General features: G+C 70.6%; 15 protein-coding genes, 1 pseudogene and 1 riboswitch. Of the genes and pseudogenes, 2 read left to right on the top strand and 14 right to left on the bottom strand.

Annotated elements, in window-relative coordinates; genetic code table 11:
- The 12 genes and pseudogenes from BZL64_RS30190 to BZL64_RS30135 form a co-directional block, all read right to left on the bottom strand.
- Positions 1-374 (bottom strand): annotated as a pseudogene (locus tag BZL64_RS30190) (SAM-dependent methyltransferase); the annotation flags it as partial.
- Between the two features lie 233 nt (positions 375-607).
- The gene (locus BZL64_RS30185; RefSeq protein WP_086772326.1) at positions 608-2,008 is read right to left on the bottom strand and encodes an NAD(P)/FAD-dependent oxidoreductase; all 1,401 of its coding nucleotides are present in this window, start codon (positions 2,006-2,008) and stop codon (positions 608-610) included.
- 618 nt (positions 2,009-2,626) lie between these two features.
- On the bottom strand, positions 2,627-3,568 hold the full coding sequence (locus BZL64_RS30180; RefSeq protein WP_086772325.1) for a Ppx/GppA phosphatase family protein: 942 nt from the start codon (positions 3,566-3,568) through the stop codon (positions 2,627-2,629).
- On the bottom strand, positions 3,565-4,095 hold the full coding sequence (locus tag BZL64_RS30175) for a DUF501 domain-containing protein (protein WP_086772324.1): 531 nt from the start codon (positions 4,093-4,095) through the stop codon (positions 3,565-3,567). The genes BZL64_RS30180 and BZL64_RS30175 overlap by 4 nt, the downstream gene beginning before the upstream one ends.
- Before the next feature lie 26 nt (positions 4,096-4,121).
- Complete coding sequence (locus tag BZL64_RS30170) at positions 4,122-4,601, bottom strand: FtsB family cell division protein (RefSeq protein WP_086772323.1); 480 nt, start codon at positions 4,599-4,601, stop codon at positions 4,122-4,124.
- Positions 4,602-4,703: 102 nt separating this feature from the next.
- A complete protein-coding gene (gene eno / locus BZL64_RS30165) occupies positions 4,704-5,990 on the bottom strand; it encodes a phosphopyruvate hydratase (RefSeq protein WP_073496092.1) in 1,287 nt (428 codons plus the stop codon).
- Between the two features lie 351 nt (positions 5,991-6,341).
- Positions 6,342-7,052 carry a LysM peptidoglycan-binding domain-containing protein gene (locus BZL64_RS30160; protein ID WP_086772322.1) on the bottom strand — a complete coding sequence of 237 codons (711 nt, stop codon included), beginning with the start codon at positions 7,050-7,052 and terminating at the stop codon, positions 6,342-6,344.
- A gap of 3 nt (positions 7,053-7,055) precedes the next feature.
- A riboswitch (cyclic di-AMP (ydaO/yuaA leader) is annotated at positions 7,056-7,239 on the bottom strand.
- Between the two features lie 203 nt (positions 7,240-7,442).
- Positions 7,443-8,459: a LysM peptidoglycan-binding domain-containing protein gene (locus BZL64_RS30155; protein WP_086772321.1), complete on the bottom strand. Its 1,017-nt coding sequence runs from the start codon at positions 8,457-8,459 to the stop codon at positions 7,443-7,445.
- A 181-nt stretch (positions 8,460-8,640) separates the two neighbouring features.
- Entirely contained in the window at positions 8,641-9,939 is a 1,299-nt protein-coding gene (locus tag BZL64_RS30150; RefSeq protein ID WP_086772320.1) for a cytochrome P450 family protein, read from the bottom strand.
- Between the two features lie 148 nt (positions 9,940-10,087).
- Complete coding sequence (locus BZL64_RS30145) at positions 10,088-11,068, bottom strand: nucleoside triphosphate pyrophosphohydrolase (protein WP_086772319.1); 981 nt, start codon at positions 11,066-11,068, stop codon at positions 10,088-10,090.
- A 70-nt stretch (positions 11,069-11,138) separates the two neighbouring features.
- Positions 11,139-11,789: a SurA N-terminal domain-containing protein gene (locus BZL64_RS30140; protein WP_086772318.1), complete on the bottom strand. Its 651-nt coding sequence runs from the start codon at positions 11,787-11,789 to the stop codon at positions 11,139-11,141.
- 142 nt (positions 11,790-11,931) lie between these two features.
- Positions 11,932-12,762, bottom strand: coding sequence for a glycoside hydrolase domain-containing protein (locus tag BZL64_RS30135; RefSeq protein ID WP_086772317.1), 831 nt, complete (start codon positions 12,760-12,762; stop codon positions 11,932-11,934).
- 226 nt (positions 12,763-12,988) lie between these two features.
- Here BZL64_RS30135 and BZL64_RS30130 point away from each other — a divergent pair, with 226 nt between their 5' ends.
- Positions 12,989-13,378 (top strand): hypothetical protein, encoded by a 390-nt coding sequence (locus BZL64_RS30130; RefSeq protein ID WP_086772327.1) that lies wholly within the window; start codon positions 12,989-12,991, stop codon positions 13,376-13,378.
- Positions 13,379-13,468: 90 nt separating this feature from the next.
- Here the strand turns inward: BZL64_RS30130 and BZL64_RS30125 are convergent, their stop codons facing one another.
- Positions 13,469-14,191, bottom strand: coding sequence for an HNH endonuclease family protein (locus BZL64_RS30125; RefSeq protein ID WP_086772316.1), 723 nt, complete (start codon positions 14,189-14,191; stop codon positions 13,469-13,471).
- A gap of 187 nt (positions 14,192-14,378) precedes the next feature.
- Between BZL64_RS30125 and BZL64_RS30120 the strand changes: the two genes are divergently transcribed.
- The gene (locus BZL64_RS30120) at positions 14,379-14,561 is read left to right on the top strand and encodes an antitoxin (RefSeq protein WP_086772315.1); all 183 of its coding nucleotides are present in this window, start codon (positions 14,379-14,381) and stop codon (positions 14,559-14,561) included.
- A gap of 110 nt (positions 14,562-14,671) precedes the next feature.
- Here the strand turns inward: BZL64_RS30120 and mfd are convergent.
- Positions 14,672-18,066: transcription-repair coupling factor (mfd, locus tag BZL64_RS30115; protein ID WP_086772314.1), on the bottom strand; the 3,395-nt coding region annotated here is incomplete at its 5' end.

Below are 18,066 nucleotides of genomic sequence, written 5' to 3'. Positions count from 1 at the left end.
GGCGGGGCGGGCGGCAGCGGGGGTCCGGCGAGCCTCAGCAGACCGCGGACCGCGGCGCGGAAGCCGGGGTCGCGCAGGGCCTCGGTGAGGGTACGGGCGTCGTCGTCGCGCTGCCAGACCTGGCCGGAGATCAGGTCGAGGGCCTGGTACAGGTCGCCCTCGACGTCCAGGTCCCCGGACACCCAGGCGCGGGCCAGCCCCAGCTCACCCGGCTTGAAGAGGAGCCGGCGGACGGCTCTGCGGTTGCGTACGACGAGGGTCGGCGCGTCGGGCGGCCCGGCCAGCGAGCCGTCCCAGGCCCGGACCCGCACCGGAAAAGGCGCTCCCAGCAACTGTTGGACGAGGGCATGGAGCCGCGGCGCGGCGTCTGCCATGGTGCACACCTCCGTGACGGTGATCCCGGATGTCCTTGCACCACGTAAACACCGCGGAGGCCGCGGCACAGTCCCCTGCGGCGGTCATGTCTGTGCAAACCATCCGAACCGCGGTGTGCTCCCCCACCGGGCTTCGCCCCGGACCGGCTCGGCGTCGCCCGGAACACGCCGAAGGGGCCGCCCGCACCACGGATGGCGGGCGGCCCCTTCGGGGTGTACTGCGTGACCGGAGGTCAGGAGGCCTTGGCCTTCTCGCCGGTCTTCTCGGTCTTCTCCGCGGCCGGCTTCGCCGCTACCGGGGCCGGCTTCGCGGCCTCGTAGAACTCCTCGCGCGGGGACTCCAGCGCGCCGAGGGCGACGACCTCACGCTTGAGGAACATGCCGAGGGTCCAGTCGGCGAAGACGCGGATCTTGCGGTTCCACGTCGGCATCGCCATGCCGTGGTAGCCACGGTGCATGTACCACGCCAGGCGGCCCTTGAGCTTGATCTTCATCTTGCCCATGACGATCATCGCGACGCCCTTGTGGAGGCCGAGGCCCGCCACCGCACCCTTGTTGGAGTGCGCGTACTCCTTCTGCGGGAAGCCCCGCATACCGGAGATCACGTTGTCGCCGAGGACCTTGGCCTGACGCAGCGCGTGCTGCGCGTTCGGCGGGCACCAGGCGTTCTCGACGCCGGCCTTGCGGGCGGCGACGTCGGGGACCTGGGCGTTGTCGCCGGCGGCCCAGATGTAGTCGGTGCCCTGCACCTGGAGCGTGGCGGCCGTGTCGACGTGACCACGGGGGCCCAGCGGGAGGCCGTAGCGGGCGAGGACCGGGTTCGGCTTGACGCCGGCCGTCCAGACGATCGTGCTGGAGTCGACCTCCAGGCCGTTCTTCAGCACCACGTGGCCGTCGACGCAGGAGTCCATCGAGGTGGAGAGGTAGATCTCCACGCCGCGGCTCTCCAGGTGCTCCTTGCCGTAGGCGCCCAGCTTCGGGCCGACCTCGGGGAGGATCTTGTCGGCGGCGTCGACCAGGATGAAGCGCATGTCCTCACGGGACACGTTCTTGTAGTACTTGGCGGCGTCGCGGGCCATGTCCTCGACCTCACCGATGGTCTCCGCACCGGCGAAACCGCCGCCGACGAAGACGAAGGTGAGCGCCTTGCGGCGGATCTCCTCGTCGGTGGTGGAGTCGGCCTTGTCGAGCTGTTCGAGGACGTGGTTGCGCAGGCCGATGGCCTCCTCGATGCCCTTCATACCGATGCCCTGTTCGGCCAGGCCGGGGATCGGGAAGGTGCGGGAGACCGCGCCGAGCGCGACGACCAGGTAGTCGAAGGGCAGCTCGTACGCCTCGCCGACCAGCGGGGCGATCGTGGCGACCTTGCGGTCCTGGTCGATGGTGGTGACCCGGCCGGTGAGGACCTCCGCCTTGGGCAGCACGCGTCGCAGCGGGACGACGACGTGGCGCGGGGAGATGTTGCCGGCGGCGGTTTCGGGGAGGAAGGGCTGGTAGGTCATGTACGACCGGGGGTCGACGACCGTGACGGTCGCCTCGCCGTAGCGCATCTTCTTCTGGATACGCCGAGCTGCGTACAGGCCTACGTACCCACCGCCTACTACGAGGATCCTGGGACGCTCCGTGGTGCTCATGCCATCGAGTATCCACCCGCCCGAGGGGGGTCGCTCGTGCGCCCCTTCACAAGCTTCCTCGGGGTGTGTGTTATCCTCCGCCGCTCACGTGATCCAGGTCATGATGCGCGACGGGAACCCGTATGCATTCGGTGCCGTTGTCAATGCCGCGTGAGCTGCCTCTCCAGGGTTCCGGGTGCCGAGTGAGGCCCTCGAAACACCCCGCCCGCAACCCCTGCGAAACGTCCGCGCCTTCCGCTTTTGAACATGTTCACCCGCCTATCCGCACCCCGTAAGGGCCAACCGGCCCCTCTTCGTCCTCCGACAGGACCGTTTTCCTTGTGAAGAACTTCACGAACTTTTCCGGGGGGCTGTCACCGAGGGCCCGTTCCTGACCGACTCAACCCCCTCGATCATGCTCAAACGCCGCCCGACCTGCTCAGGAGAGAGCCGACCAGGCGACCCCGCCGAGGCTGCGGGCCTCCCACAGCCCGACCGCTCCGACCCCTGCACGCCACGATCAGCCGGCGAAAAGGGGACCACCCCGGCGACGACCCGTACCGCCAGGACGCCGACGTCAAGGAACTCTCGTCGTCAAGGCAGGCGACCGGCGGGACGTGTACCGCAGCCTGTAGGCGGTCAGGCCAGAGACCAGCCGATCCCGTCCAGGATGTCGTGCTCGCTCACCACGACCTCCTCCGCGCCGATCCGGTCCATGATCGACAGGAGGACCAGGGCACCCGCGCCGATGACGTCGACCCGGCCCGGATGCATCGACGGGATCGCCGCGCGCTCGGCGTGGGTGGAGCGCAGCAGCCAGTCGGTGATCTCGCGGACCCGGTCACGGGAGACGCGGGAGTGGTGGATGGCCTGCGGGTCGTACGCGGGCAGCTGCTGTGCGATCGCGGAGATCGTGGTGACCGAGCCGGCGAGGCCGACCAGGGTGTGCGCCTCGCTCAGCGGGACCGTGCGCTCGGCGAGGTCCAGGGCCGCCTCGATGTCGGCGCGTATGGCCGCGATCTGCCGCTCCGTCGGCGGGTCGGTGACCGCCCCGTCGACGACCAGGTGCCGCTCGGTCATCCGCACGCAGCCGATGTCCACGGAACGTGCCGCGCGCACCTGGTCGTTCCCGACGACGAACTCGGTCGAGCCGCCGCCGATGTCCACGACGAGGTAGGGCTTCGCCAGGTCGTCACGGCCGGTCAGTTCCCTGGTGGCGCCGGTGAAGGAGAACTCCGCCTCCTGGTCCCCGGAGATCACCTCGGGCTCGACGCCCAGGATGTCCAGCACACCGCGCACGAACTCGTCGCGGTTCTCCGCGTCGCGCGAGGCGGAGGTGGCCACGAAGCGCAGCCGCTCGGCGCCGTGTTCCTTGATGACGGCCGCGTACTCCCGGCAGGCGGCGAAGGTCCGTTCCAGCGCCTCGGGCGCGAGCCGCCCGGTCCGGTCGACCCCCTGCCCGAGCCGCACGATCGTCATGCGGCGGTCCAGCTCGGCCAGTTCACCCGTCTCGGGGTGGGCGTCGGCGACGAGCAGCCGGATGGAGTTCGTACCGCAGTCGACGGCGGCGACGCGGGTCATCGGGCGTCACCCTCGGCCGGCGTCACACACGTCCCCTTGGACCACCACTGCGGCAGCATGGCCAGCGCCTCGTCCCCGAGCGGGTTCACGCCGGGTCCCGCCGCCAGGGAGTGGGCGACCAGCACGTGCAGGCACTTCACCCGGTCCGGCATGCCCCCGGCGCTGGGGAAGTTCTTCAGTTCCTCGATCTCGTCCCGCCGCCGCACATAGTCCTCGTGCGCCGCGCGGTACGCCGCCGCCAGCTCCGGGTCGGTCCGGAGCCGTTCCGTCATCTCCTTCATCACGCCGTTCGCCTCCAGCGTGCCGATCGCCGAGTTGGCCTTCGGGCACGTCAGGTAGTACAGCGTCGGGAAGGGGGTGCCGTCGGGGAGGCGGGGGGCCGTCTCCACCACGTCCGGCTGGCCGCACGGGCATCGGTGCGCGATCGCGCGCAGGCCGCGCGGCGGGCGTCCGAGCTGCTGCCTGAAGGCCTCGACATCGGCGTCGGTGGGCTCGGTGCGGGGAGTGGTCGGCGGGGGCGTTTCCATGCCTGTACGAAAGTCTCTCTGTCAGTTCATCGGTCGGCGGCGGCGTCGGACTTGTCGACGCCGTCCCAGACGTTGGAGTACCAGGGGCGGTCGGCGGCCCCCTGGTCGGCGCGGGACTGCTCGGCGGCGTCGGGGTCGACGACGATGAAACCCGTCTCCCCCGGCATCACGTAATGCAGCCGCAGCCGGATCCGCTGTTCGGCGTAGGCGTCGTCCTGCCAGCGTGCCTTGAGGTCGCGGAGCTGTTCCACCCGTTCGCGGGCCTCCTGCTTCTCACGCTGGAGATCGGCGATCTCGGCGCGCTGGGAGACGTACTGCCGCATGGGGTAGGCCAGGGCCACGATCAGCGTGCACAGGACGAGCGCGAGGAGGGCCGCCCGGCCGGTGAGGCGGGAGCGGCGGGCCTGGCGCTTGGTCTGGGACCGGTAGACCCTGGCCGCGGTCTGCTCACCGATCAGCTTGATCCTGGTCGCGGTGGAGAAACGGTCCCGGTCCTTCACGGCCATGCGTCCCCGCCTCCCGTCTCACACGTGCGTACGTCCCCGGACACGGTACGGGACCGGTACGGGGACGTACGTACGACTGGCTAAGGCTTAGCCCGGTAAGGCTCAGCCTTTGAAGCGCGGGAAGGCCGAACGGCCCGCGTACACCGCGGCGTCGTCGAGGATCTCCTCGATGCGCAGCAGCTGGTTGTACTTGGCGACGCGGTCCGAGCGGGCCGGGGCGCCGGTCTTGATCTGACCGCAGTTCACCGCGACGGCGAGGTCGGCGATGGTGACGTCCTCGGTCTCGCCGGAGCGGTGGGACATCATGCACTTGAAGCCGTTGCGCTGGGCCATCTCGACGGCGTCCAGCGTCTCGGTCAGCGAGCCGATCTGGTTGACCTTGACGAGCAGGGCGTTCGCGGAGCCCTCCTCGATGCCGCGGGCCAGGCGCTCCGGGTTGGTGACGAAGAGGTCGTCGCCGACGATCTGGACCTTGTCGCCCAGCTTGTCGGTGATGACCTTCCAGCCGGCCCAGTCGTCCTCGTACAGCGGGTCCTCGATGGAGACCAGCGGGTACGCGGAGACCAGCTCCTCGTAGTACTCGGTCATCTCGGCGGCCGAGCGGGACTTGCCCTCGAACTCGTACTTGCCGTCCTTGTAGAACTCGGACGCGGCGACGTCGAGCGCGAGCGCGATCTGCTCGCCGGGGACGTAACCGGCCTGCTTGATGGCCTCGATGATGAGGTCGAGCGCGGCGCGGTTGGACTCCAGGTTCGGGGCGAAGCCGCCCTCGTCGCCGAGGCCGGTCGACAGGCCCTTGGTCTTCAGCACCTTCTTGAGGGTGTGGTAGACCTCGGCGCCCCAGCGCAGGGCCTCGGAGAAGGACTCCGCGCCGATCGGGGCGATCATGAACTCCTGGATGTCCACGTTGGAGTCGGCGTGCGAGCCGCCGTTCAGGATGTTCATCATCGGAACGGGCAGCAGGTGCGCGTTCGGGCCGCCCAGGTAGCGGAAGAGCGGGAGGTCGCTGGCCTCGGAGGCGGCGTGCGCGACGGCGAGGGAGACGCCGAGGATGGCGTTGGCGCCGAGGGAGCCCTTGTTGTCGGTGGCGTCCAGGTCGAACATCGCCTGGTCGATCAGGCGCTGCTCGGTGGCGTCGTAGCCGACCAGCTCGGGGCCGATCTGCTCGATGACGGCCAGGACGGCCTTCTCGACACCCTTGCCGTGGTAGCGGTTGGGGTCACCGTCGCGAAGCTCGATGGCCTCGAAGGCGCCGGTGGAGGCGCCGGAGGGAACGGCGGCACGACCCGTGCTGCCGTCGTCGAGGCCGACCTCGACCTCGACGGTGGGGTTGCCTCGCGAGTCGAGGATTTCCCGGGCTACGACGACGTCGATGGACGGCACGAGCATCTCCTTCTTGGGATGTGACGCTGGTTGTGCGGGGCACGTGGGGGCTCTGACGAGCCCTCGGCGAGCCTTGCGACTAGAGCCTAACCGCCTCGGGCGGTCGGTCGGCCGACCGACCGTCCCGTGGACAAGGAGACCGTACCCATTGTTTCCGTCCGGAACAAAGGGGTGGCCGGCAGAAGGGCCGACACGAAGCGGCGAACAGGAGATCGGGAAAAGAAGGACCCCGCCCCGGTGCGTACGGGGGAACACGCACCGGGGCGGGGTGCTTGTGGGGACGGGGGCTCCCTCACGAGGCCGTCAGTGTGGCGGCCTCGCAGGTGAGGGGGCTGTGGTCCGGCTGGGAGCCGGATGTCACTTCAGGTGCAGCTGCTGACCCGGGTAGATGAGGTCGGCGTCCTGGACGATGTCCTTGTTCAGCTCGAACAGCTTGGCCCAGCCGCCCTTGACGTCGTGCGCCTCGGCGATGGAGCTGAGCGTGTCGCCCTTGACGACCTTGTACTCGCCGTCACCCTTCTTGACCTTCTTGCCGGTCGGGGTGGTGACCGTCTTCGGGGTCTTGGCGGCCGGGCGCTCGGCGGAGCGGGAGGCGCTCTGCTCACCGGTGGAGCGCGTGGTGGACTCCGAGGAGCCGCTGGAGGAGCTGCCGGTGGACGACGAGCCCGTGGAGGCCGAGCCGCCGCCGTTGTACGCGGCGCCGGACAGGCCCACGCCACAGGACGGCCAGGCACCCTTGCCCTGGCCCGCGAGGACCTTCTCCGCGATCTGGATCTGCTGGGACTTCGAGGCCTTGTCGGCGGTGGAGGCGAACTGCGTGCCGCCGTACGCGGCCCAGGTGGAGGCCGAGAACTGCAGGCCGCCGTAGTAGCCGTTGCCGGTGTTGATGGACCAGTTGCCGCCGGACTCGCACTGGGCGACCGCGTCCCACTCGGAGGCGGTGGCGGCGGAGGCGTTGCCGGCCGCCATCAGCGGGGCGGCTATGGCGACACCGGTGACACCGGCGAGCGCGGCGACACGGGTGGCCTTGGACGGGCGGCGGTGCTTGCCCTTGCCGGAAAACAGCATGGTGGATCCCCTCACCGACGCCTGCGAGGTGAGCTGTCGGGTTCGGGCCGTGTGAGTTGCCCGGCCACTCGTCCTCGAAGAGCACTGCTCCCCGGAACGCGTGGCTTCACCCCGAGCCGTTCCGGTCAACCGACCGGTCCGGCACCTACCTTGGGTCCCCCGCTCCTGCCTACGGCGCTTGCGCGACGACTGTTCCCGGGCTGCCACTGGCAGGATTCGGCGTTGCGACAGCCGGGGCTCGGGTTGCCGAGCGATCCTGACGGTAGACACGGGCTCGGCGGAATTTCAAAGACGATCACGCCTTCTGAGACTCATCCCACACTTTGATCAAACCGGACATTCGACGCGAAGTGTGACGTGAACTCCCGCTGCTTTTCCCGTTTTTCCGCCCTATTGAACCGCTGTGTCGAGCGTCTGACCGGCGGTGATGTTGTTCGGGTCGACACCGATGGCGGCCTTGTTCTCGGCGTAGAGCGCACGCCATCCGCCGTCGAGGCCAAGGGAGTCGGCGATGGAGGCGAGCGAGTCACCCTCGCGCACCACGTAGGTGTCGGCGGCGTGACGGCCGGAGGAGGCGGGGGCGGTGCCGTCCGGCACGGGCGCGGCCTCCTCGGCGGTGGTGCCGCGATGACGGCCGGAGGCGAGGGAGCCGGTGTCGACGAGGCTCCAGGAGCCCGCATCCTGCACCGACTTGTCCGAGTCGTCCGCTTCCGGGGTGGCCGTGGGCGTACCGCCGCCCGACTCCGAGGCGCTCGCGTCCCCATCTGCGGGCGTATCGGACACGGAGGAGTTGTCCGGCGTACCGGAGGAAGGGGACGAAGGCGACGGGGAAGCCGAGTCCGCGCCTTCCGGGGAGGATTCGGCCGACGGGTCGGCGGACTCCCCCGCGGGGTCCGAGGACTTCGAGGAGCCGGAAGAGCCCGAGGAGCCGGAGGAACCCGACGAACCCTTGGACAGGTCGGACAGTCCGGACGACGCGGAGGAGTCGGACGAGTCGTCCGCCACTCCGGTGTCCACGCTGCCCGCACCGTTGGCCTTGGTCAGCCCGGAGGTCAGCCCACAGGTACCCCAGGCGCCGATGCCCTGGTCCGCGAGGACCTTCTGGGCCACGGATATCTGCTGGTTGCGGCTGGCCAGGTCGGGGCGCTCGGCGAAGTCGAGGCCGCCGTACGCCTCCCAGTCCTCCTGGCTCAGCGCCAGGCCGCCGTACTCGCCGTTGCCCGTGTCGGCGCTCCAGGAGCCGCCGGACTCGCACTCCGCCACCGTGTCCCACACCGTGCCGTCGGCCGCGCTCGCGCCGGTGGCGCCCAGCAGCGGGATGGCGATCGCGGTGCCGGTCACGCCGGCCGCGACAAGGAGGGCCGGAGCCTGACGGGGGCGCCGGTGACGACCGTTCCCGGAGAGCATGCGAGGGCCTTTCTCGAGACAGCAGTGCCTGCACGGCGAGTGAAGCAGGGGCGCCGCGCTGACAGGTGAACGTATCGGCAGACGATCACTTGTCACAAGTTAATGCCGCGCAGATCACGTGAAGATCACAGAGCTGAGGATTGGTCACCTTCACTTCGCCACTTGGTCACATAACGGACGGTCAGTGGACGGCTGCGGCGGGTTCACCGCTGGCAGCGGGATTGAACTCCACGGGCAGCGTGCGCAGTCCGCGCATGATGAGGCCGCCGCGCCACCTCAAGTCGGCCGGGTCCGCGCCGAGTCGCAGATCAGGCAGCCGGGTGAGGAGGGTGGCCAGTGCGGTCTGTCCCTCCAGGCGGGCCAGGGGCGCGCCCAGGCAGTAGTGGATGCCGTGGCCGTAGCCGAGGTGCTGGTTGTCGCGGCGGGAGAGGTCCAGCACGTCCGGGTCGGCGAACCGTTCCGGGTCCCGGTCGGCCGCCGCCAGGACCACGAGGACCGGATCGCCGGCGGCGATGTCCTGTCCGCCGAGGGTGAGCGGCTCGGTGGCGAAGCGCCAGGTGGCGAGTTCCACCGGGCCGTCGTAGCGCAGGAGTTCCTCCACACCGGTCGCCAGGAGGCCACGCTCGCCGGCCGCCAGGGAGTCCTGGAGGCGGGCGCGCTGTTCGGGGTGGTTCAGGAGGGCGTAGGTGCCGTTGCCGATCAGGTTCACCGTCGTCTCGAAACCGGCGAACAGGAGGATGAAGGCCATGGCGGCGGCCTCGTTCTCGGTGAGGTGCTCGCCGTGGTCGGAGGCGCGGATCAGACCGGAGATGAGGTCCTCGCCGGGCGCCGGTTCGGCGGGCAGCTCCGCGCGCTTGCGGTGGATGAGTTCCAGGAGATAGCCGCGCATCTTCTTCACCGACCGCGCGACACCGCCGCGCGGGCCGCCGCCGTGCCGGATCATCATGCCCGCCCAGTCACGGAAGTCGTCCTGGTCCTCGCGCGGGACGCCGAGCAGGTCGCAGATGGCGTAGATGGGGAGCGGGAAGGCGAAGTCGTGGATGAGGTCGGCGGTCCCCTTGTCCGCGAACCGGTCGATGAGTTCGTCCGTCAGCTCCTGGACGCGGGGCGCGAACTCGGCGACGCGGCGGGGCGTGAACGCCTTGCTGACGAGCCGTCGCAGCCGGGTGTGGTCCGGCGGGTCGATGTTCAGCAGATGCGTCATCAGCTCGGCCTTGCGCTCACCGGGGATCCCCGTCTTGCCCTTGGCGTGCGCGGGCTCGTCGTGATGCGCCGGGTTCTTGCTGAGCCGCGGGTCGGCGAGGGCCTGCTTGGCATCGGCGTACCGGGTGACCAGCCAGGCCTCCACACCGCTGGGCAGCCGGGTGCGGTGCACGGGCGCGTGCTCGCGGAGCCAGGCGTAGGCCGGGTAGGGGTCGGTGGCGAAGTCCCAGGTGAACAGGGCTGGCGCGGACGTCTCGGGTACGGGCTGGTCGGTCACGCCTCGACGGTATCGGGGATCGGGGCGGGGACCTCGCACGGCCCGGGTGAGGGAAGTCCCGGCACAGGCCTTGCCCGCACCGGGTACGGGATCGGCGGCTCCGCGAGTCCTCGAACCCCCGTATCCGCCAGGCTCCAGGAGCCGCCCCCTACTCCCCCACTCCCTCGGCTGCCCGGATCGCGTCTCGGTAGGTGCGGGCCGCTGCCCGCAGGGCCGCTTCCGGGTCGACGCCCTCCGCCTCGGCTCGGGCCGCCAGGGCCAGGAGGTCGTAGCCGAGGCCTTCCGAGGCCGGGAGCGGCACGTCCAGGTGGGCCGAGCGGACTCGCGAGGCGAGCTTCGCCGCCAGGGCGAGGCCCGGCTGGTGGAGGGGGATGCCGTCGGTGACCGACTCGCGGCCCTTCTCGACCGCCTTCGTGCGCATCCAGTGCTCCTTGACCTCCTCGGGGGTGGTCGCGGTGGCGTCGCCGAAGACGTGCGGGTGGCGGTGGATGAGCTTGGTGACGATCGTGCCGGCCACGTCGTCGACGGAGAACGGGGCCTCCTCGTCCTCCTCGGCGATACGGGCGTGGAAGACGACCTGGAGGAGGACGTCGCCCAGTTCCTCGCGCAGCTCGTCGCGGTCGCCGTCCTCGATGGCCTCGACCAGTTCGTACGCCTCCTCGATGCCGTACTTCGCGAGGCCCTTGTGGGTCTGCCGGGAGGACCAGGGGCATTCGGCGCGGATACGGTCCATGACCTGGACGAGGTCGAGGAGGCGGGCGCCGGGGAGGTCGTAGGAGGCGGGGAGCAGCTCCAGGTCGGGCATGGACACGCGGCCGGAGCCGGCCAGCCGGGCCAGGCCGTCGGTCAGGGCGGGCTCGCCCTCACCGGTGGCCACGACCACGACCGTGCGGCCGCCGGCGCAGGCGGAGAGCAGTTCCTCGGCGGTCGCGGAGGTCTCCGCCACCTCTATACCCGCCTCGCGCAGATACGGCAGCTGCGGATGGGCGCCGTCCGCGCACAGGACGCGGTCGGCCTCGCGCAGGGCCTGCCAGGCGGGCCAGGACAGCAGGCCGGGGGCGACCCGGTGGCTGGTGGTGAGCAGGACGACACGGCCGGGGGCGCCGCCTTCGGGACTCGTTGCGTTCACGCTCCGAACGTAACCCACCCCGCCGACAGCCCCAGGAGTCATCCACAGGCCGGCCGGGACCGCCGTGCGGTCAGGCGCTCTGCGGGGGCTGGGCCGGTGTCGTCACGTCGCGGACCCACGGGGTCTTCGCGTCGACGCGGCTGACCTTCTGGACGTCCCAGTCGCCGTAGCGCGGGTTGAGGTCGACGTCGAGTTCCGTGGACGCCTTCGACAGCGCGTTCCAGAACTCGGGCCGGCTGGTGTCGGTGCCGAGCCGCGCGGCGAGCTTCTGGGCCTCCAGCTGGAGGCGGAGGTTCTCGTCGAGGCGCTGCGGCGGGATGCCGTACTGCTGGAGCCAGGTGGTCTCCAGGCCCTTCGCGCCGCCCGCCTGCTGTTCCAGGCCGGCCCGCATGGCCTGGACCTCCTTGCGGCTGACGGTGATGCCCGCGTCCTCGGCGGCGCGGTGCAGCACCTGGTCGAGGACCATGCCGTGCAGGGTGTCACGGGCGAGGGTGCCGGTGCGGGCGATGGCCTGCGCGTACTGGGCGTCGTCGGTGACGGCGGCGCGCTGGGCCTCGCGCACCTCGTTCACCCGCCCCTCCAGCTGCGAGACGGTGATCCGCTGGCCGCCGACGACGGCCGCCGCTCCGGGGTGGGCCTCGTTGCCGCAGGCCGTGAGGAGGGGGCCTGCCGCGACGATCGCGGCGGACAGCAGAAGCGCGGTGCGACGGCGGCGGTGCAAGGAAGCCTCCCGAGGAGATTGTGCGGCGGTGCACAAAGTCTTGCGGTGATCGATGTTAGGCAGTGGCGCGGCTGGGGCCAAGCCATTGGACCAACGATTCACCAGGACTTCGGGCACCGCCGCGCCCGCACCCGTACGAGGGTCAGCCCACGAGGGCGACCGGGGCGTCCCAGGCGTTGCGGTCCACGGTGATCGTGTAACCGCCGCGGGTCTCCTTGCTGTTGACCATGTACTGGTGGCCGCGGCTGTGGTTGGTGTAGAGCTTGGGGTCCCAGGGCCAGTCCGCGGTGGTGGTGTACTGCTTGTCCCACAGCGCGTACCAGAGGTTGCCCGGCAGGTCCGTCCTGTTCGTCGCGGTGGCGATCGCCTTGGCGCTGGAGCTGCTGAAGCCGTAGTAGCCGGCCCGGTAGGTCTTGGCGCGCAGCGTCTTGGTGAAGGAGCGGACGTACGTGAGCACGGCGTCGTTGCACGCCTTGTTCGTGATGTCGTACGGCTCCATGTCGAGGTAGACCGGGCTGCCGGCCTTCATGCCGAGCGCGGCGGCCTTGGCGACGGCGTCGTTGGCGTTGCTCACGCCGAGGGAGGCCGCGGTGGCGGCGGTGAACTTCTCCGGGTTGCTGCTCGTCTGGCAGGGCGGCTGGGCGCCGACGTAGAGCGGGATGAGCTTCCAGCCGAGGGTGTTGACCGACTTCACCCAGGACGCGGTGAGGTTGGGCTGGGCGCAGCCGCGGTTCTTTCCGCCGATGTAGACGGCGACGCCGCTGTAGTACCCCTCGGTCTTCCATGCCTTCATGGCAGCCAGCGAGGGCGCGGTGCAGGCGTCGAAGGCGCGGCCGGTGTAGGTCTTCTGGGCGGGCCAGGTGGTGGCCGCCATCGAGTTCTGCGCGGCGATCCCGGCCCCGGCGAGGACGGCGGCGCCGGCCACTCCCCAGGTGATGTATCTGCGCTTCCTGGACTGCCGGTGCTCGGCCATCCCCACCCCATCGGTCGTCCGCGCGCGTACGGCCGGAATCCCGGCGTACGGCGTGGGTTTGTGTGTAGCCCCCTGAATCGAACGCACCGTATCGCGCGGGGGTAGGCGGCCGGGAAACCCCAGCCTCTCGCAGGGCCATGATTCGCTCATGTCACAGTAAAGAGAGGGAGGTCCGGGTGGGACCGGGCGTGGCCTAACCTTGCTCCCTGGCTACTTGGGGGGCGACATGACGACAGTGATGACAGGTGCGGAGAAGCGGCTCGAGGCGGGCTGGTTCCAGCGGATCGGCTGGGTGGCCCTGGCCTGGTTCTCCTTCGGCCTGCTGGCGTGGGTGCCGTTCCTCTATGTGGCGATCCGCCGCGGCCGGTCCTCGGACTGGGTCGCCTTCGGGGCGTTCGCGCTGTACGAGTGCGTGACCGTGCCGTGGATGGCGACGGACGACAGCCCGGACGGGGACGGGTACATGGGGCTCGCCATCCTGGTGACGCTGGCGACGGCGGCCTGCATGCTGCTGTGGGGCATGTTCGACAAGCGGATCCTGACGATGCCGGCCATGGCGTACGGGGCGCCCGGCCCGCAGGGGCACTACCAGCAGGGGTACCCGTACGGCCGGTAGTCGCCGAAGCCCGCGCCGAAGCCGTCGGCACTCGGACGGGAACGCGGGTCGGAGCCGGTCGGGGGCGGGTGCGGTGGCCGGGCCGCCCGCTCAGTTCGCGTGGAAACGTTCCGGCGCCGTCGTCGGGTTGCCGCCCGTGGGGAGCTTCTCGTCCGGGCAGCCGGAGAGGACCTTCTCCATCGCGGCCTGCTCGGCGGCGGTGACCCACAGTTCGTACTTCTTCTTCACCGCGACCTGTGCCGCCACGTACGGGCACCGGTAGGCCTTGTTGGGCGGCAGCCAGGTCGCCGTGTCGCCGTCCCCCTTGGAACGGTTGGTGCTCGCGTCCACGGCCAACAGGTTGAGGGGGTCGTTGGCGAGGGCGATGCGCTTGCTCGGGTCCCAGTACCTGGCGCCCTTCTGCCAGGCGTCGGACAGCGCGACGACATGGTCTATGTCGACCTGACTGCTGCCGCGCCGGTAGGTCACGTCCTTGCCGGAGTAGGGGTCGGACTCCAGCACCCCGTACGACACCTTGCAGCCGCCGTCGGTGAACCGGACGCTCTCCAGGTCCCGTTTGAGGATGTCGTCGCGGGTCCCGCAGTCGTTGGAGTCGGTGTCGGCCCAGGCGGTGCCGAACCTGTCCCGGTCGTAACCGGTGCGCGGCGCCCGTCCCTTCACCGTGAGCGACCGGGCGGCCGTGAGGGCCGCTCCCCCGCCCTCGGCGGTCCTGCCGGGTCCTGCGGAGCCGCCGCCGGTGACCTGGTCGGTGCAGCCGGTCATGGCGCAGACCAGTACGACGGCGGTCGCCGCCCCGCCCCTCAGACGCTTCACGCGTCCCTCCCCCTGCTCGGCCGCTGCCACCCCGCACAGGGCGTTTTCCCCGGCCGGACTCGCGTACACCGTAGGCGAGGGGCGCACGGCAGCGGTACGGGAGGTCCAGACCTCCAAGCCCACAAGTGGGCATACGGCGCAAGCCGGGCATACCGTTGGTGGTAGTCACCTCCGGAGGGAGTTCCGCATGGGCATCTTCGACAGGTTCAAGAGCCAGGGACGGGACAAGGCCAAGGACATGTCCGACGCCGCCGAGAAGAAGGCCAACGAGAAGACCGGCAACAAGTACGAGTCCCAGGTCGACTCCGGGCAGCAGCAGCTGCACCGGCGGATGGGCATGGACGACGAACGGCCGCCCGAGCAGCCGTAGGCCGGAGCCCGAGCAGCCGGAGCCACCCGGAGCCACCCGGGGCCGTCCGCGGAGCGAAGCAGCAGCCTCCCGCGGACGGCCTCGTCACGCCGTACGCCCTACGGCGTCGGTTATCCCAGTACCGTCACCAGGAACTCGCCCACCCAGCCGAGCAGTTCGCGCCCCACCACCGGCTTGCCGCCCATCTTCGCGGGCTTGGGGCGGGGTACGAGGAGCTGGTGCGCGGCCGGCTTGATGACCGACCCCGGATACACCCGCTTGAGCCGCAGCTCCTGCGACTCGCGCAACTCCACCGGCGCGAACCGGATGTTGTTGCCCTGGAGCACGACCTCCCCGACGCCGCAGGACCGGGCCAGCATCCGCAGCCCGGCCACCAGCAGCAAATTCTCCACGGGCTCGGGCAACTTGCCGTAGCGGTCGACGAGTTCCGCGCGTACGGCCTTGACGTCCTCCTCGGAGTTGGCCGAGGCGATGGCCCGGTAGGCCTGGAGGCGCAGCCGCTCGCCGGGGGCGTAGTCGTGCGGGACGTGCGCGTCGACGGGCAGCTCGATCTTGACCTCGAGGGGTGCCTCCTCCTCGATCTCCCCGGTCTCCAGCTGGCGCCGGTAGTCCGCGACGGCCTCGCCGACCATGCGGATGTACAGGTCGAAGCCGACACCCGCGATGTGCCCGGACTGTTCGCCGCCGAGGAGGTTGCCCGCGCCGCGGATCTCCAGGTCCTTCATCGCGACGTACATGCCCGCGCCCATCTCGGTGTGCTGGGCGATGGTCGCGAGGCGCTCGTGGGCCGTCTCCGTGAGCGGCTTCTCCGGCGGGTACAGGAAATAGGCGTAACCGCGTTCGCGCCCGCGGCCCACCCGGCCGCGCAGCTGGTGCAGCTGGGACAGGCCGAAGTTGTCGCCGCGCTCGACGATCAGGGTGTTGGCGTTGGAGATGTCGATGCCGGACTCGACGATCGTCGTCGAGACGAGCACGTCGAACCGCTTCTCCCAGAAGTCGACGACGACCTGTTCCAGCGCGGCCTCCGACATCTGGCCGTGCGCGGTCGCGATCCGCGCCTCGGGCACGATCTCGCGCAGCCTCGCCGCCGCCCGGTCGATCGACTCGACCCGGTTGTGGATGTAGAAGACCTGGCCCTCGCGCAGCAGTTCGCGGCGGACGGCGGCGCCGATCTGCCGCTCCTCGTACGGCCCGACGAAGGTGAGCACCGGGTGGCGCTCCTCCGGGGGCGTGGTGATCGTCGACATCTCGCGGATGCCCGTCACCGCCATCTCCAGGGTGCGCGGGATGGGCGTGGCCGACATCGTCAGCACGTCGACGTTGGCCCGCAGCTTCTTCAGCTGCTCCTTGTGCTCGACGCCGAAACGCTGCTCCTCGTCGACGATGACGAGGCCCAGGTCCTTGAACTTGGTCTCCGAGGAGAACAGGCGGTGGGTGCCGATGACGACGTCCACGGAGCCCTCGCGCAGGCCCTCCAGGACCGCCTTGGCCTCCGTGTCGGACTGGAAGCGGGACAGCGCCTTCACCTTCACCGGGAACTGCGCGTACCGCTCGCTGAACGTGCCGAAGTGCTGCTGCACCAGCAGCGTGGTGGGGACCAGGACGGCGACCTGCTTGCCGTCCTGGACGGCCTTGAAGGCGGCACGGACGGCGATCTCCGTCTTGCCGTAGCCGACGTCGCCGCAGATCAGGCGGTCCATGGGGACCGACTTCTCCATGTCGTCCTTGACCTCGGCGATGGTGGTGAGCTGGTCGGGCGTCTCCACGTACGGGAAGGCGTCCTCCAGCTCCCGCTGCCAGGGGGTGTCCGCGCCGAAGGCGTGCCCGGGGGCGGCCATGCGGGCGCTGTACAGCTTGATCAGGTCGGCGGCGATCTCCTTGACGGCCTTCTTCGCGCGCGCCTTCGTCTTCGTCCAGTCGGCGCCGCCCAGCCGGTGGAGGGTGGGTGCCTCGCCGCCGACGTACTTGGTGATCTGCTCCAGCTGGTCGGTGGGGATGTAGAGGCGGTCGCCGGGCTGGCCGCGCTTGGCGGGGGCGTACTCCACGACCAGGTACTCGCGGGTGGCGGCCTGGACCGTGCGCTGCACCATCTCGATGTAGCGGCCCACGCCGTGCTGCTCGTGGACGATGTAGTCGCCCGCCTCCAGGGTGAGCGGGTCGATCGTCTTCCTGCGGCGCGCGGGCATCCGTGCGCCGTCCTTGCCGGCCGCCTTCTGGCCGGTCAGATCGGTCTCCGTCAGGACGACGAGGTCGAGCGCCGGATCGATGAAGCCGTGGTCGATCGAACCGCAGGAGACGTGCACCAGCGAGCGGGTCAGCTCGGTCAGGTCGGTGTCCAGGCGGGCCGGAACGCCCTCGTTGCCGAGCACCTCGGCCGTGCGGACGGCCGTGCCGTGGCCCTCCGTGACGAAGACGACGCGCCGGCCCTCGGCCAGCCAGCCCTTGGTGTCGGCGAGGGCCTTCGCCGTGTCGCCCCGGTAGGCCTCGGGGGCGTGCATGGCCAGCTTGAGGGTGTCCGCCTCCAGCTCCACGTCGGCGGCGAAGGGGGACACCGACCACCACATCATGTCCAGCTCGCGCGCGCGGTCGCGCACGTCGGCGAGGGACCACAGGGAGGCCGCGCCGACGTCGATGGGGGCCTCGCCTCCGCCCGCGGTGGCCGCCCAGGACGCCTGGAGGAACTCCTGGCTCGTCGCCACCAGGTCCGAGGCGCGCGTGCGGACCCGCTCCGGGTCGCAGACGACGGCCATCGACCCCTTGGGCAGCACGTCGAGCAGCAGCTCCATGTCGTCGACGAGAACCGGCGCGAGGGACTCCATGCCCTCCACGGCGATGCCCTCCGCGATCCTGCCCAGCAGATCGCCCAGCTCGGGGTGCTGTTCGGCGAGGGCACGCGCGCGGGCGCGGACGTCGTCGGTGAGGAGCAGCTCTCGGCAGGGGGGCGCCCACAGGCCGTGCTCGGCGACCTCCAGCGAGCGCTGGTCGGCGACCTTGAAGTAGCGGATCTCCTCGACGTCGTCGCCCCAGAACTCGACGCGCAGGGGGTGTTCCTCGGTGGGCGGGAACACGTCCAGGATGCCGCCGCGTACGGCGAACTCGCCGCGCTTCTCGACCAGCTCCACGCGCGCGTACGCGGCGGCGGCGAGGGCTTCCACGATCTCGTTCAGGTCGGCGGTCTGGCCGCCCCGCAGGGCCACCGGCTCCAGGTCGCCGAGGCCCTTGACCTGCGGCTGGAGCACCGAGCGGACCGGCGCCACGATGACGGAGACCGGGCCGGTCTCGGGGTCGTCGGTGCGCGGGTGGGCCAGTCGGCGCAGGACGGCGAGGCGGCGGCCGACGGTGTCGCTGCGGGGGCTGAGGCGCTCGTGCGGGAGCGTCTCCCAGGAGGGGTACTCCACGACGCCGTCCGGGGGCAGGAGCGTGCGCAGGGCAGCCGCCAGGTCCTCCGCCTCCCGGCCGGTCGCCGTGACCGCGAGGACCGTGCGGGTGGTCTCCCTCGCGAGGG

Source organism: Streptomyces bobili, from assembly GCF_002154575.1.
Taxonomy (GTDB): Bacteria; Actinomycetota; Actinomycetes; order Streptomycetales; family Streptomycetaceae; genus Streptomyces; species Streptomyces bobili.
This window is presented reverse-complemented; position numbering and strand designations above follow the sequence as displayed.